Source organism: Pseudoruegeria sp. HB172150 (assembly GCF_013184805.1).
Classification (GTDB): domain Bacteria; phylum Pseudomonadota; class Alphaproteobacteria; order Rhodobacterales; family Rhodobacteraceae; genus Psychromarinibacter.
This window is the reverse complement of the sequence record NZ_JAATNG010000008.1, coordinates 79,349-94,293: the sequence shown is the minus strand read 5'-3', so window position 1 is coordinate 94,293 and position 14,945 is coordinate 79,349. Positions and strand designations below refer to the sequence as shown.

Below are 14,945 nucleotides of genomic sequence, written 5' to 3'. Positions count from 1 at the left end.
CGCTTCGGCCCCAGGAGAGCGCGCTATCCCAACCGCAGCCGGTCGGACAATGCCCGGTACGCCGCCATCTCGGCCTCGTCCCGCACCGCTTTGCGGGACCGGAACAGCGTTGCCTGGCTCTGATGGATCACGCCATCCGAGAGCATCTTCAGGTGGTTCGCCCGCAGGGTTTCCCCGGTAGAGGTGATATCGGCGATCGCCTCGGCTGTCAGATTCTTCACCGTGCCCTCGGTCGCGCCCTGGCTGTCCACCAGCAGGTAATCCGCGACGCCATGCTCGCGCAGGAAGTCCCGCACCAGCCGGTGATACTTGGTCGCGATGCGCATCCGGTGGCCGTGCCGCCTGCGGAAGGCGGCGGCCACCGCGTCGAGGTCGTCGAGGCTGTCGACATCCACCCAGGCCTTCGGCACCGCCAGCACGAGGTCGGCATGGCCGAACCCCAGCGGCGTCAGCTCTTCGACGCTCTGGTCCCAGTGGGCCAGTTTCTCGCGCACGAGATCGGTGCCGGTGACGCCGAGGTGGATGCGCCCGGTCTCCAGCTCTCGCGGGATCTCTCCTGCCGAGAGCAGTACCAGTTCGAGGCCCTTCACCCCGTCGACCCGCGCGGAATACTCGCGGTCCGAGCCGGTCTTTGTCAGCGTCACGCCATGCGCGCCGAACCAGTCGAAAGTCTTTTCCATCAGGCGGCCCTTGGACGGCAGCCCCAGCTTCAGCGCCATCAGACCGCCCCCCTGAGCTGCAGTACCAGCGACGGGCGGATCACGCCGCCGACCGCGGGGATTGCCTTGCCGCCGCCGAGCGCACGGGTCAGCGCGTCGTATCGGCCGCCGGTGGCAACAGGGGGCAGGTCGGGCCGGCCGGCCGCGTAGAAGCCGAAGACGAAGCCGTCGTAATATTCCATCGAGGTCCGGCCATAGCCGCCCTCGAAATCCAGCGCGGCGACGTCGATCCCACGTTTCGCCAGCGCGTTCAGCCGCTTTTCCAGCCGGGTGACGGCGGGGCTGATCGCGGGCAGGTCCACCGCGATGTCGCGCAGGTGTTCCAGCGCCATCGGAGCCGTCTCTCGCAGGGTGACGATCTGGTCGAGCAGGTCGGTCTCTGCGGCTGAAAGGGGTGGTTCCTTTGCGTCCGCCGCCAGCAGCGCGACACGCTCCGCGATTTCCTCGGCGCTGCGCAGGCCGATCAGCGGGCCGGCAGCAGCCACCACATCCTCGCCCAGCGCCTGCCGGGCCAGCAGGGCGGCGCGCGCCTGCGGCACCTGACTGCGGCCCGAATAGCGGTCGAGCAGCGAGCGGAACCGGCGGGGCCGCCAGATGTGGCGCAGGAGCGCGGCCTTGCGGCTGTCGGGTGCCGAAAGCCCTTTCACCGCGGCGACGAGCACGCCGATATCGCCGGTTGCGGCGCGGAGGTGCAGGCCCGACAGCGTGTCGGAGAACAGCGCGAAAACCTCGGCATCGGCCCAGATCGGGTTGGCGCCGTCGAACAGCTCGTAGCCCACCTGGTCATGTTCCGGCGGACGGTCGCTGTCGAGTTCCTGGGTGCGGAAGACCTTGCCGGCATAGGCATAGCGCGCCGGGTCCGCGCCGCCCGCCATGTGCATCTGCACCACCGGGACGGTGAAGTCCGGGCGCAGCATCAACTCGCCCGCGAGCGGGTCGCGGGTTGTGTAGGCGCGCGCGCGGATATCCTCGCCGTAGAGGTCCAGCAGGGTTTCGGCCGGCTGCAGAACCGGCAGGTCGACAAGCTGCGCCCCGGCGGCCTGGAACGCCGCCGTCAGGCGCGCGATCTCGGCGTCGAGCGCCTGATTGCCGCTCATTGCCCCAGCTTCTTGGCGACGTAGGAGACCAGATCGCCGCGCTGGATTTCCTCCTGCGCGGGCTGTTCCTTCCATTCCTCGTTGGACTGGATGTTCTCGGCCAGCGCCTTGCCCAGCACAAGGTCCTTCACCGTGACGACGCCGCGGTCCTTTTCGTCGCCGCCTTCGATGATCGCAAGCGGGCTGTCGCGCCGGTCCGCGTATTTCAGCTGGTTGCCGAAATTCTTCGGGTTGCCGAGATAGACCTCTGCCCGGATGCCAGCATTGCGCAGTTCCGCCGCCATGGTCTGGTAGTCGGCCATGCGGTCGCGGTCCATTACTGTGACAAGAACCGGCCCCCGCGCCGTGCCACCGATCCGGCCCTTGGCGCGCAGCGCGGCGAGCAGGCGGTCGACACCGATGGAGATGCCGGTGGCCGGAACCTCCTGCCCGGTGAAGCGCTTGACGAGGTCGTCATAGCGCCCGCCACCGGCGACTGAGCCGAACTGGCGCGGACGGCCTTTTTCGTCGGTGATCTCGAAGGTCAGCTCCGCCTCGAAGACGGGGCCGGTATAGTAGCCGAGGCCGCGGACGACGGAGGGGTCGATGGTGATGCGGTCCTCGCCGTAGCCTTGGGCGTCGAGAAGCGCGGCGATCTCGACCAGTTCGGCAATGCCCTCTGCGCCCATGTTGCTGTCTCCCACCGCCTCGCGCAGATTGGCGAGCGTTTCCTCGACCGTCCCTGCACGCGAGGTCAGGAACTTCAGCACCGGCTCCGCCTGCGCATCGGACAGGCCGACACCGTCGATATAGGCGCCCGAAGCGTCAAGCCGCCCCTTGCCCAGCAGTTCGCGCACCCCGGCCTCGCCGACCTTGTCGAACTTGTCGATGGTGCGAAGGACGGCATCGCGGGTTCCGGCTTCGTCGATCTTCATCGACTCCAGCACCCCGTTCAGGACCTTCCGGTTGTTCACCCGCACAATGTAGTCCCCGCGCGGAATGCCGACGGTTTCCAGCGTGTCGGCCAGCATCGCGCAGATTTCGGCATCGGCGGCCATAGAGGCGGTGCCCACCGTATCGGCATCGCACTGATAGAACTGCCGGAACCGGCCCGGCCCCGGCTTTTCGTTGCGCCAGACCGGCCCCATCGCGTAGCGGCGGTAAGGCGTGGGCAGATCGTTCCGGTGCTGCGCGTAGACCCGAGCCAGCGGTGCAGTCAGATCGTAGCGCAGCGCCAGCCAGGTCTGGTCGTCGTCCTCCTGCCAGGCAAAGACGCCCTCGTTCGGGCGGTCGACATCGGGAAGGAATTTGCCCAGCGCCTCGACCGTCTCGACGGCGGAGGATTCCAGCGCGTCGTAGCCGTAGCGCTGATACACCTCGGCGATCTTCGACAGCATCTCCTGCCGCTCGGCCACTTCATGGCCGAAATAGTCGCGAAATCCTTTGGGCGTCTCTGCCTTGGGGCGCGGCTGTTTCTTCTGCTTGGCCATGGGTCGGGTTCCGTTGGGTGTGCGTTTCGCGGCGCGGTCTATCCGAAGGCCGGGATGGGGGCAAGAATGCCCGGCTCGACGGCGGTGCCGCCGGGTTGTAGGGAAGCGCCATGGACGAGGATCGAGTCGCCGCCCTGGAAGAAAAGCTCGCGCATCTGCAGCGGGTCGCGGACGACCTGTCCGACGAGGTCGCGTCGCAGGCGCGCGAGATCACCCTGCTGAAACGCCGCCTCGGCATGCTGATGGAAAAAGAGGCCGAGCGCGAGGCTGAAGCGTCCAACACCATCCCGCTGGCCGATCAGAAACCGCCGCACTGGTAAGACTAACGGCCCGCCTGCTTCTTCTGGCTATAAGTATCCCGGGGGTCGTCCGTTGTGCGCCATCGGTGCAAGCACGATGGACGACGGGCAGAGCCCCCGGCGCTCTCCAAAAAAACCGAAACGCCCTAGGCGTCCTCCACCGTCACCACCCCGCCCAGCGACTTCAGCGCGCCCTTGATCTGCGGGTTGATGTGGAACTCCTTGCCGAGGTCGATCTCCACCTCGCCCGGCAGGTCCGGCGCCATCAGGCAGAACTGCACCGGCCCGCGTGCCCGGCTTTTCGCCTCTGCGGTGGCGCGTTCCAGCAGGGCCGCCACCGACTGCACCGCGTCCAGCTGGTCGACGAACACCTTCAGGCCCATGCCCGCCGCATCCACCGCCACCGCGTCGATCGGCTGGATCCCCCGCGCCAACAGCTTCAGCTGATCCGATTCCATCGTCGCCTCGACCGTCAGCACCACGTTCTGGCCGGTCTCGAGGTAATCGCGCGATGCCTCCAGCACGTCGGAGAAGATCGTCACCTCGTACAGCCCCGACGGATCGGAGAGCTGCGCGAAGGCGAAGCGGTTGCCCTTCGCCGATTTCCGCTCCTGCCGGCCCGACACGGCGCCGGCCATCTTCGCCACCAGCGCGCCGCGTTCGGCCAGCTGCGTGACCTCGGCCAGCGTCTTCACGTCCTGCCGCTTCAGAGGCCCCATGTAATCGTCCAGCGGATGCCCGGACAGGTAGAAGCCGATCGCGGTATGCTCCTCGCGCAGCCGCTCGTTCGGAAGCCAGTCCTCGACCGGCGACAGGCGCGGTTCGGGCAGGTCCTCGCCCGCATCGCCGAAGAGCGACACCTGGTTCGAGTTCTTCTGCTCGTGGATCGCTGCGGAATAAGCGACCAGCGCGTCGAGCGACTCGAAGACGCGGCGGCGGTTCGGGTCGAGCTGATCGAAGGCCCCGGCGCGCGCCAGCATTTCCATCGGTCGCTTGCCGATCCGCTTCAGGTCGACCCGGCGGGCGACGTCGTAGAGGTTGACGAAGGCTTTCTCACCGCGCGCCTCGACGATCAGGTTCATCGCCTCGACGCCCACGTTCTTCAGCGCGCCGAGCGCGTAGACGACCTTGCCGTCCTTCACGCTGAACGTCGCCAGCGACCGGTTCACGCAGGGCGGCACGATTCCGATCTTCAGGTTGCGGCGGATCTCCTCGGCATAGACGGCCAGCTTGTCGGTCAGGTGGATGTCGCAGTTCATGACGCCCGACATGAACTCCACCGGATGGTTCGCCTTCAGCCAGGCGGTCTGGTAGCTGACCACGGCATAGGCGGCGGCGTGGGACTTGTTGAAGCCGTAGTTCGCGAACTTGTCGAGCAGGTTCCAGACTTCGAGCGCCTTCTTGTCGTCGACGCCGTTCTCCTTGGCGCCGGCGATGAATTTCGGCCGCTCGGCGTCCATCGCCTCCTGGATCTTCTTGCCCATCGCGCGGCGCAGCAGGTCGGCGCCGCCCAGCGTGTAGCCCGCCATCTCCTGCGCGATCTGCATCACCTGTTCCTGGTAGACGATGATGCCCTGGGTCTCGTCCAGGATATGGTCGATCGAGGGGTGCAGCCGGTCGCGTTCGGACAGCCCGTTCTTGACCTCGCAGTATTTCGGAATGTTCTCCATCGGGCCGGGACGATAGAGCGCGACCAGCGCCACGATATCCTCGATGCAGGTGGGCTTCATGCGGCGGAGCGCATCCATCATGCCCGAGCTTTCCACCTGGAACACCGCCACAGTCTTGGCACTGGCGTAAAGGTCGTAGGTCTTCTGGTCGTCCAGAGGGATCGCGTTGATCTGGTTCTCGGCGCCCGCAGCCGGTTCGTATAGCTGCGAGCCGTCCGGCGCGATGTGCAGATCGCGGCCCTGGCCGTGGATCTGCTGCATCGCGTTCTGGATCACGGTCAGCGTCTTCAGCCCGAGGAAGTCGAACTTCACCAGACCCGCCGGTTCCACCCATTTCATGTTGAACTGGGTCGCGGGCATGTCCGAGCGCGGATCCTGATAGAGCGGCACCAGTTCATCCAGCGGACGGTCGCCGATCACCACGCCCGCCGCGTGGGTCGAGGCGTTCCGGAGCAGCCCCTCGATCTTCTGCGCGTAGTCGAACAGCCTCCGCGCCGGGTTCACCTTGCCGTCGCGCCGGTCCTGTTCCGTCTCGCGGATCTCGTCCTGCAGGCGCGGCTCGTCGGCCAGCGCCTTGTCGATGGAGACCGGTTTCACGCCCTCGACGGGGATCATCTTGGACAGCCTGTCGACCTGGCCGTAGGGCATCTGCAGCACCCGGCCGACGTCGCGCACCGCGGCCTTGGACAGGAGCGCGCCGAAGGTGATGATCTGCGCCACCTTCTCGCGCCCGTACTTGCGCTGGACGTATTCGATCACCTCCTCGCGCCGGTCCATGCAGAAGTCGATGTCGAAGTCCGGCATCGACACGCGTTCCGGGTTCAGGAACCGCTCGAACAGCAGCGAATAGCGCAGGGGATCGAGGTCGGTGATGGTCAGCGCGTAGGCCACGAGAGAGCCCGCGCCCGAGCCCCGGCCCGGTCCCACCGGGATATCGTGCTCCTTCCCCCATTTGATGAAGTCGGCCACGATTAGGAAGTAGCCGGGAAAACCCATGCCCTCGATGATACCAAGCTCGAAATCGAGCCGGGCCTGGTATTCCTCCGGCGTCGCCGCATGCGGGATCACCGCGAGGCGTTCCTTCAGACCCTCGTTCGCCTGCCGGCGCAGTTCCTCCACCTCGTCATCGGCGAAACGCGGCAGGATCGGGTCGCGCTTTTCCGCCTTGAAGGCGCAGCGCCGCGCGATCTCCACGGTGTTTTCCAGCGCCTCCGGCAGGTCGGCGAACAGCGCCGCCATCTCCTGCGGCGTCTTGAAGTAATGCTGCGCCGTCAGCCGCCTGCGCGGCTCCTGCTGGTCGACATAGGCGCCGTCGGCAATGCAGATCAGCGCGTCATGCGCCTCATACATGGCCGATTTCGGGAAATAGACGTCGTTGGTCGCGACCAGCGGCAGGCCTTTGGCATAGGCCAGTTCCACATGTCCGCGCTCGACGGTGCGGGCCTGCGCGCCGATCTCTCCGTTCGGTCCCGGATGCCGCTGCAGTTCGACATAGAGCCGTCCGGGAAACGCCCGCGCCAGCCGGTCCGCCAGCATCTCCAGTTTCGGCTGCTGCCCGTCGCGGATCAGGCGGCCCAGCGGACCGTCCGGCCCGCCGGTCAGGCAGATGACGCCCTCGGCATGACTGCACAGTTCCTCCACCGTGATCACCGGCAGCGCGCCGCCCGCATCGAGATAGGCGCAGGAATTGAGCTTCATGAGGTTCATGTAGCCCGCCTCGTTCTGCGCCAGCAGGACCACCGGCGCCGGTGGCCGCGGCTTGTCGCCGGGCTGGGCGGGATCGTAATCCACGTCCATCTGGCAGCCGATGATCGGCTGGATCCCCGCCCCACTGGCCATCACCGAGAATTCCAGCGCGCAGAACATGTTGTTGGTGTCGGTCACGGCGACAGCGGGCATTCCGGCGGCGGCGCACATGCCGGGCAGTTTCTTCACCGGAACCGCGCCTTCCAGCAGGGAATACTCAGTGTGAAGGCGCAGGTGAACGAAGGAGGGGGTGGTCATGGCGCCAGCCTAGCCGCCTGCCCCGCGGAACGGAATCCGGAAAATCGCCTGATGCTTCTTCTGGTCGAAAATATCCCGGGGGAGTCGCGCAGCGACGGGGGCAGAGCCCCCAATTCGCACGAAGTGCCAGAAAGAATGCGCCGCAGGCGCTCCGCTGAACAAGGTGTCAGCTAGTGCACAGTGTCGTAGCCGGTGATCCGCCCTTGGAAATACGGCCGGTAACTGCCTTTGCGGACATAGCCGACCTCGCCCTCGGACGGCACGCGGCGTGTGCCGATCATGCGGTAGTTGCGGAAGTAGCCGCGCCATTCGCGCAGTTCCAGTTTGCCCTCGGCATTCAGCGCGGGCCGGTTCTCGGCCCGGAACTCGACGATGTCGCCGCCCTTGAAGCGGAATTGCAGGGTGGCTGGCCTGCCGGAGACGGCCAGCGAGACCTCGGCCCATCCGGTATCGGTCATCCGCCAGCGAAGCTGCGCATTGCCGAGAATCGCGTCGGGCGTCCAGGGCAGTTCGGCGAGGTATCGAAGCGCCTCGCCACGGTCGAAATCCGGGCCGGTCGCGTCGACGGGCACGAACAGGCCGAAAAGCTGGATCCGCAGGCGACCCTTGCCGCCGACGAAGCTGTCGACCACCCGCAGCTTGGGCAGCGGCCCCATGTCGCGCCAGGCTTCCCAGACGAAACCGGGCGTGCCGGTCACGATGGTCTGCCGGGCCTCGAGCAGCCGCCAGGGATCGTCCGCCGATTGCTGCAGCTCGGCGACCTGGGTCAGTTCCACGCGGGATGCGATGTCGGACGGCGTGGCATCGCTGCGCAGGGCGAAATCGCGGACCTCCTGCGGCAGGCGCGCACTGACATCCTGCGGCGTAGCACCCTCTAGGCGCGCTTCCAGCCCGCGCACCAGCGCAGCGAAGCCGGCGGTCCGTATCACCATGAGAACGAGCGGAACGCCGGCCAGGCAGGCGATCACGATCAGGGCAGGTCCCAAGTTCCCGGTGCTCTCCGCATCTGCATACTCCGCCCATTTGCTATGCACCTATCGGTAGAGGCGCATGCCGCTTCTGCACCTTATCACGCAGACCGGGTTCAGGTTCCAGTCACTTTCCGCAGGCTCCCAACCCTGCGCAATTCCGCGCCACTTGCATCATTTTTTGCCAGTTTCCGCGTTGATGCGCCGGATTTCACTGACCGAAATGCTTGCCAATTGAGCAGACACCGGCTTTGCTTGGCTCTCGACAGGGGGCGCCCGGCTTTCCGCCGCATCGGGCCGGGCGCAAGCGGACAACCGCATGAACAGACAGCGGCACCGGAATTTGAATGGGCCAAATCGCGTTTCTGCTAAACGGCGACCCGATCGTTCTGAGCGATATTTCCCCCACCACGACCCTGCTGGACTGGCTGCGCGAGAGTCGCGGGCTGACCGGCACCAAGGAAGGCTGCAACGAGGGCGACTGCGGCACCTGCACGGTGATGGTGACCGACGCGAAGGGCGCGAGATCGGTGAACGCCTGCATCCTCTTCCTGCCGCAGCTTCACGGCAAGGCGGTGCGCACGGTCGAGGGTGTGTCGGGACCTGAGGGACAGCTGCACCCGGTGCAGCAGGCGATGGTGGACCACCACGGATCGCAATGCGGCTTCTGCACGCCGGGATTCGTCGTGTCGATGGCCTGCGGGCACCTGAACGGGCGCACCGATTTTGACGACGTGCTGGCGGGGAACCTGTGCCGCTGCACCGGCTACGCGCCGATCGTGCGCGCGGCGGAGGCGGCCGCGGCGGAGCCGGTGCCGGGCTGGATGACCGAGGATCTGTCGAAGCTCGACGGTCTCGGTGGTGAGAAGAACGATTTTGCCCTGCCGAAATCGTCGGACGAGCTGGCGGCGTGGTACGCGGAGCATCCCGACGCGGTGCTTGTCGGCGGTGCGACCGATGTGGGGCTCTGGGTGACCAAGGCGCTGCGGGACCTGCCGGAGGTCGCGTTCCTTGGCGGGGTCGAGGACCTGAAATACATCCGTACCGGCGACGACCGCGTGACCATTGGTGCGGTCACGCCGGTCACCGATGTCGGCACGGCGATGGCCGGGCTGCACCCGAGCTTCGCCGAGATGATCCGCCGCTATGGCTCGGTCCAGGTGCGCAACGCGGCGACCATCGGCGGCAATATCGCGAACGGTTCGCCCATCGGTGACAGCCCCCCGGCGCTGATCGCGCTGGGCGCGACGTTGCATCTGCGGAAGGGCGACGCGCGGCGAGAGCTGCCTTTGGAAGAGTTCTTTATCGACTACGGCAAGCAGGACCGCGCGAAAGGCGAATTCGTGGAAGCTGTCAGCTTCCCGCGCCAGCCCGACCGCCTGCGCTGTTACAAGCTGTCGAAACGGTTCGACCAGGATATTTCGGCCGTCTGCGGCTGTTTCAACATCATCGTCGAGGACGGCAAGGTCGCCGATGCGCGGATCGCCTTTGGCGGCATGGCCGGCGTGCCGAAGCGCGCGGGCCATGTCGAGGCGGCGATCACCGGCAAGCCCTGGCTGCAGGACACGGTCGAGGCCGCCGCCGAGGCCTGGGCGCAGGATTTCTCGCCGCTGTCGGACATGCGTGCCTCTGCCGAGTACCGGCTGAAGGCCGCGCGCAACATGCTGATGCGCTATTTCCTTGAGGATACCGGCGCGTTGCCCCGGGTGCTGGAGGTGCAGCCATGAGCGTCGCCACCGCCCTGCCGCACGATGCCGCCGCGCTGCACGTCACCGGCCGCGCCCGGTATATCGACGATATCCCGGTTCCCGCCGGGACGCTCTCGCTGGCTTTCGGTCTCAGCACCATCGCGCGCGGGAATATCGTGTCGATGGACCTGTCGGCGGTGCGCGCCGCGCCGGGTGTCGTCGCGGTCCTGACCGCCGGGGATCTGCCGGCCTCCAACGACGTTTCACCCTCGGCCCATGATGAGCCGATGCTGGCGGAGGGCGAGGTTTTTTACCTCGGCCAGCCGCTGTTCCTCGTCATCGCCGAAACCCACCTTGCCGCGCGCAAGGCGGCGCGGCTGGGGAAGGTGGAGTACGAGGAACTGCCTGCTCTGTTGACCATCGACGATGCGCTGGCCGCCAACAGCCGGTTCGAGAACGGCCCGGTGATCTGGTCCAAGGGCGACGTGGCCGCGGCGCTGGCCGCCGCGCCGCACGTGATCGAGGGCGCTATCGAGATGGGCGGGCAGGAGCATTTCTACCTCGAAGGCCAGGCCGCGCTGGCCCTGCCGCAGGAAGGCGGCGACATGGTGGTGCATTCCTCCACCCAGCATCCGACCGAAATCCAGCACAAGGTGGCCGAGGCGCTGGGCGTGCCGATGCATTCGGTGCGGGTCGAGACCCGGCGGATGGGCGGCGGTTTCGGCGGCAAGGAAAGCCAGGGCAATGCACTGGCCTGTTCCTGCGCCGTCGCGGCGCGGCTGACCGGGCGGCCCTGCAAGATGCGCTATGATCGCGACGACGACATGACGATCACCGGCAAGCGGCATGACTTCCGGATCACCTACAGGGTCGGGTTCGACGATGATGGCCGTCTGTCGGGCGTTGATTTCGTGCAGTACTGCCGCTGCGGCTGGTCGATGGACCTGTCGCTGCCGGTGGCCGACCGCGCGATGCTGCATGCCGACAACGCATATTTCCTGCCGGCGGCCCGGATCGAGTCGCATCGGCTGAAGACCCATACCCAGTCCGCCACCGCCTATCGCGGGTTCGGCGGGCCGCAGGGCGTGGTGGGGATCGAGCGGGTGGTCGATCACGTCGCCCACGCGCTGGGCAAGGATTCTCTGGAGGTGCGGAGGATCAATTTCTATCGCGGGATGGAAGACGCTGGGGGGCCAGCCCCCCAGACCCCCCGGGATATTTCCGACCAGAAGAAGCTGGCGGAGCCTGTCGACGGGTCGCATCGCGATCTGGCCTCGCGCGGCTCGGTTGGCGCGGTGGACGAGGCGCCGGGTGGCGCGGTAGCCGAGGATGCGCCCGGCGTTCAGACGACGCCCTATCACATGGCGGTCGAGGATTTCGTGCTGCACGAGATGCTGGAAGAGTTGCTGGATAGCTCGGGCTACGCGGCGCGGCGGGCCGAGGTGGCGGCTTGGAATGCCGCCAACCCGGTGCTGAAGAAGGGCATCGCGCTGACCCCGGTGAAGTTCGGCATTTCCTTTACGCTGACCCACCTGAACCAGGCCGGCGCGCTGGTGCATGTCTACCAGGACGGTTCGATCCACATGAACCACGGCGGCACCGAGATGGGACAGGGGCTATTCCAGAAGGTGGCGCAGGTGGCGGCGGCGCGGTTCGGCGTGCCGCTGGAGATGGTGAAGATCACCGCGACAGATACCGGCAAGGTGCCGAATACCTCGGCGACGGCCGCGTCGAGCGGATCGGACCTGAACGGCATGGCAGTGAAGGCGGCCTGCGACGAGATCCGCGGTCGGATGGCGGAGTTCCTGGCGGCGGAGCATCAGTCCGAGCCGGAGGCTGTGAGTTTCGCCGATGGCCGCGTCGCTGTGGCTGGCGCAGAGTACTCGTTCGGGGAAGCGGCGGCGAAATGCTATGCCGGGCGCGTCAGCCTGTCGGCCACGGGGTTCTACAAGACGCCGAAGCTGAACTGGGACCGGGTGAAGGGCACCGGGCGGCCGTTCTTCTATTTCGCCCATGGCGCGGCGGTGACGGAGGTGGTCATCGATACCCTGACCGGGGAGAACCGAATCCTGCGCTGCGATATCCTGCATGACGTGGGCACGTCGCTGAACCCGGCGCTGGATATCGGCCAGATCGAGGGCGGTTACGTGCAGGGCGCGGGCTGGCTTACGATGGAGGAGCTGGTCTGGGACGCGAAGGGGCGGCTGACGACCCACGCGCCGTCGACCTACAAGATCCCCGCCTGTTCCGACCGGCCCGCGGTGTTCAACGTCGATCTGTGGAGCGCCGGGCGGAACCGGGAGGACACGATCTATCGGTCGAAGGCGGTGGGCGAGCCGCCATTCATGCTGGGTGTCGCGGCGTTCATGGCGCTGTCGGACGCTGTGGCGGCCTGCGGGGATGTTTACCCGGCACTGGATGCACCCGCGACGCCGGAACGCATCCTGGCGGCGGTCGAGCGGGTGCGGTCGGCGTGAGCTTCGATATCGCCTCTCTCAAGTCAGCCGTGGCGGCGCACGGGGCGGTGGCGCGTGTCGTGGTGGCGGGCGTCGAGGGCTCGGCCCCGCGTGAGCCGGGTACGGCGATGCTGGTCTGGGATGGCGGGCAGTCGGGCACGATCGGCGGCGGCGCGCTGGAGTACGAGGCTGCGGCGGAGGCACGGGCGGCGCTGTTGGAGGGCCGTGACCGGGTGATGCGCAAGCCGCTCGGCCCGGCGCTGGCGCAATGCTGCGGCGGGGCGGTGGTGCTGGTCTGCGAATGCTACGATGCCGCGCGGGTCGGGGCGCTGGACGGGCCGGTGGTGCTGCGCAGGGTTGAGGGTGCGTCGGAGATGGCGCTGGCGCTGAAGCGCGCGGCGGCACAGGCGCGGAACGCGGGGGCGCCGGTGGAAACGCTGTTCCAGGCGGGCTGGCTGCTGGAGCCGGTCGCGAAGGCGACGCGCCCGCTCTGGGTCTTCGGGGCGGGACATGTGGGGCGCGCCATCGTCTCGGTCACGGCGCCACTTCCGGACTTCGCGATTACCTGGGTGGATACCGGCGCCGACCGGTTCCCCGAAACGCTTCCCGACGGCATCACGCAGCTTGTCGCGGCGAACCCGGCGGACGTGGTGCGTTATGCGCCAGTGGAGGCGGAGCATCTGGTTCTGACGTATTCCCACACGCTGGACCTTGAGCTGTGCCACCGGCTGCTTGGGCACGGTTTCCGGCAGGCGGGGCTGATCGGGTCGAAAACGAAGTGGGCGCGGTTCCGGTCGCGGCTGAAGGCGCTGGGCCACAGCGAGGCGCAGATCGCGCGCATCCGTTGTCCGATTGGCGACCCGGCGCTGGGCAAGCATCCGCAGGCCATCGCGCTGGGTGTCGCGGCGGAGATGCTGGCGAAGCCGGGGGAACAGGCGGCGGTGCAGGGACAGGGGGGCTGAGAATGGCGGAGACGCTTCTGAGCATAGAGGGGCTGCGCAAGGCCTATCCGGGCGTGGTGGCGAATGACGACGTGTCCTTCTCCATCGCGCCGGGTGAGGTGCATGCGCTGCTGGGCGAGAACGGCGCCGGAAAGTCTACGCTGGTGAAGATGATCTATGGGCTGGTGCGGCCGGATTCCGGACGGATGCTGATGAAGGGACAGCCCTACGAGCCCGCGACACCGCATGCGGCGCGGGCCGCGGGCGTGGCGATGGTGTTCCAGCATTTCTCGCTTTTCGAGGCGCTGAACGTGGCGGAGAACGTCGCGCTGGGCATGGAGGATCCGCCAAAGCAGCGCGAATTGGCGGCGCGGATCCGGGAGGTCAGCGAGACCTATGGACTGCCGCTCGATCCTGGCCGGCTGGTCGGCGACCTGTCGGCGGGCGAACGCCAGCGGGTGGAGATCATCCGCTGCCTGCTGCAGGACCCGAAGCTTCTGATCATGGACGAGCCGACCTCTGTCCTGACGCCGCAGGAGGTCGACATCCTGTTCGAGACGCTGAGGAAGCTGCAGGCCGAAGGCACCTCTATCCTCTATATCTCGCACAAGCTGGAAGAGATCCGCACGCTGTGCGACGGGGCGACGATCCTGCGGCTGGGCAAGGTCGTGGGGACCTGCGATCCAAAGGAAAGCTCGGCCCGCGAGATGGCAGAGATGATGGTGGGCCAGACATTGCACACGCCGTCGCGCGAGGAGAAGCCCCTGGGCGACGTTGTCCTGGACCTGACTGCGCTGTCGCTCCGCTCGGCGAACCCTTTCGGGACCTCGCTGAAGGAGATCGACCTGCAGGTGCATGCCGGCGAAGTGCTGGGCATCGGCGGCGTCGCGGGGAACGGGCAGGACGAATTGCTGGCCGCGCTGTCGGGCGAGGCCCTGTCACCGGCGGAAGCGGTTAAGCTCAACGGGCAGCCGGTGGGCCAGCTTGGCCCCAACGCACGGCGGCGTCTGGGGCTGCTGGCGGCACCGGAGGAACGGCTTGGCCACGCTGCCGCTCCGGACATGTCGCTGACCGAGAACGCACTGCTGACGGGCGCGATCCGAGAGGAGCTGGTGTCAAACGGGTTCCTGAAATGGCCGGCGGCGAAGAGCTTTGCCGAAAAGATCATCGAGCGTTTCGACGTCCGCACGCCGGGGCCGGCCAACGCCGCGCGCTCGCTGTCGGGCGGCAACCTGCAGAAGTTCGTTGTCGGCCGGGAGATCCTGCAGCGGCCGATCTGTCTTGTCGTCAACCAGCCGACCTGGGGCGTCGACGCCAGCGCGGCGGCGGCGATCCGTCAGGCTCTGCTGGACCTTGCGGCTGAAGGCGCGGCCTTGGTCGTGATCTCGCAGGATCTCGACGAGCTGATGGAGATCTCGGACCGGTTCGCCGCGCTGAACGAGGGGCGGCTGTCGCCGACCCGGCCGGCGAAGGGACTGACGGTGGACGAGATCGGCCTGATGATGGGCGGCGCGCATGACATGGAGGTGGCCCATGTCGATGCATGACCGGGCCCGGCTCATTGAGTCGATTCCGGAAGCCGGAGCAACAGCTCGGTCGCCGTTTCGGGTGGATCCGATGGCCGCACCATTAGT

General features: G+C 67.2%; 10 protein-coding genes. 5 read left to right on the top strand and 5 right to left on the bottom strand.

Annotated elements, in window-relative coordinates:
* Nucleotides 1-23: 23 nt before the first annotated feature.
* The 3 genes from hisG to hisS are packed head-to-tail and all read right to left on the bottom strand — an operon-like array spanning nucleotide 24 to nucleotide 3,285.
* Nucleotides 24-719 carry an ATP phosphoribosyltransferase gene (hisG, locus tag HCO70_RS23805; protein WP_172300408.1) on the bottom strand — a complete coding sequence of 232 codons (696 nt, stop codon included), beginning with the start codon at nucleotides 717-719 and terminating at the stop codon, nucleotides 24-26.
* Nucleotides 719-1,816, bottom strand: coding sequence for an ATP phosphoribosyltransferase regulatory subunit (locus tag HCO70_RS23800; protein WP_172300407.1), 1,098 nt, complete (start codon nucleotides 1,814-1,816; stop codon nucleotides 719-721). The genes hisG and HCO70_RS23800 overlap by 1 nt, the downstream gene beginning before the upstream one ends.
* Complete coding sequence (gene hisS, locus HCO70_RS23795) at nucleotides 1,813-3,285, bottom strand: histidine--tRNA ligase (protein WP_172300406.1); 1,473 nt, start codon at nucleotides 3,283-3,285, stop codon at nucleotides 1,813-1,815. Before hisS ends, HCO70_RS23800 begins: the two co-directional genes overlap by 4 nt.
* 110 nt (nucleotides 3,286-3,395) lie before the next feature.
* On the opposite strand from hisS, the gene HCO70_RS23790 reads away from it, so the two are divergent.
* A complete protein-coding gene (locus tag HCO70_RS23790) occupies nucleotides 3,396-3,605 on the top strand; it encodes a SlyX family protein (protein WP_172300405.1) in 210 nt (69 codons plus the stop codon).
* Nucleotides 3,606-3,730: 125 nt separating this feature from the next.
* Here the strand turns inward: HCO70_RS23790 and dnaE are convergent, their stop codons facing one another.
* Together dnaE and HCO70_RS23780 are read right to left on the bottom strand one after the other, a co-directional pair.
* Nucleotides 3,731-7,258, bottom strand: coding sequence for a DNA polymerase III subunit alpha (gene dnaE / locus HCO70_RS23785; protein ID WP_172300404.1), 3,528 nt, complete (start codon nucleotides 7,256-7,258; stop codon nucleotides 3,731-3,733).
* 170 nt (nucleotides 7,259-7,428) lie between these two features.
* On the bottom strand, nucleotides 7,429-8,244 hold the full coding sequence (locus tag HCO70_RS23780; RefSeq protein WP_172300403.1) for a DUF6544 family protein: 816 nt from the start codon (nucleotides 8,242-8,244) through the stop codon (nucleotides 7,429-7,431).
* 329 nt (nucleotides 8,245-8,573) lie between these two features.
* On the opposite strand from HCO70_RS23780, the gene xdhA reads away from it, so the two are divergent.
* From xdhA to HCO70_RS23760, 4 genes are read left to right on the top strand one after another with little or no spacing between them, the layout of a single operon-like run.
* Nucleotides 8,574-9,953: a xanthine dehydrogenase small subunit gene (gene xdhA / locus HCO70_RS23775; protein ID WP_172300402.1), complete on the top strand. Its 1,380-nt coding sequence runs from the start codon at nucleotides 8,574-8,576 to the stop codon at nucleotides 9,951-9,953.
* Nucleotides 9,950-12,391, top strand: a complete 2,442-nt coding sequence (xdhB, locus tag HCO70_RS23770) for a xanthine dehydrogenase molybdopterin binding subunit (RefSeq protein ID WP_172300401.1) — start codon at nucleotides 9,950-9,952, stop codon at nucleotides 12,389-12,391. The genes xdhA and xdhB overlap by 4 nt, the downstream gene beginning before the upstream one ends.
* Nucleotides 12,388-13,332 carry a xanthine dehydrogenase accessory protein XdhC gene (xdhC, locus tag HCO70_RS23765; RefSeq protein WP_172300400.1) on the top strand — a complete coding sequence of 315 codons (945 nt, stop codon included), beginning with the start codon at nucleotides 12,388-12,390 and terminating at the stop codon, nucleotides 13,330-13,332. The genes xdhB and xdhC overlap by 4 nt, the downstream gene beginning before the upstream one ends.
* Before the next feature lie 2 nt (nucleotides 13,333-13,334).
* The gene (locus tag HCO70_RS23760) at nucleotides 13,335-14,858 is read left to right on the top strand and encodes an ABC transporter ATP-binding protein (RefSeq protein ID WP_172300399.1); all 1,524 of its coding nucleotides are present in this window, start codon (nucleotides 13,335-13,337) and stop codon (nucleotides 14,856-14,858) included.
* The last annotated feature ends 87 nt before the right edge of the window (nucleotides 14,859-14,945 follow it).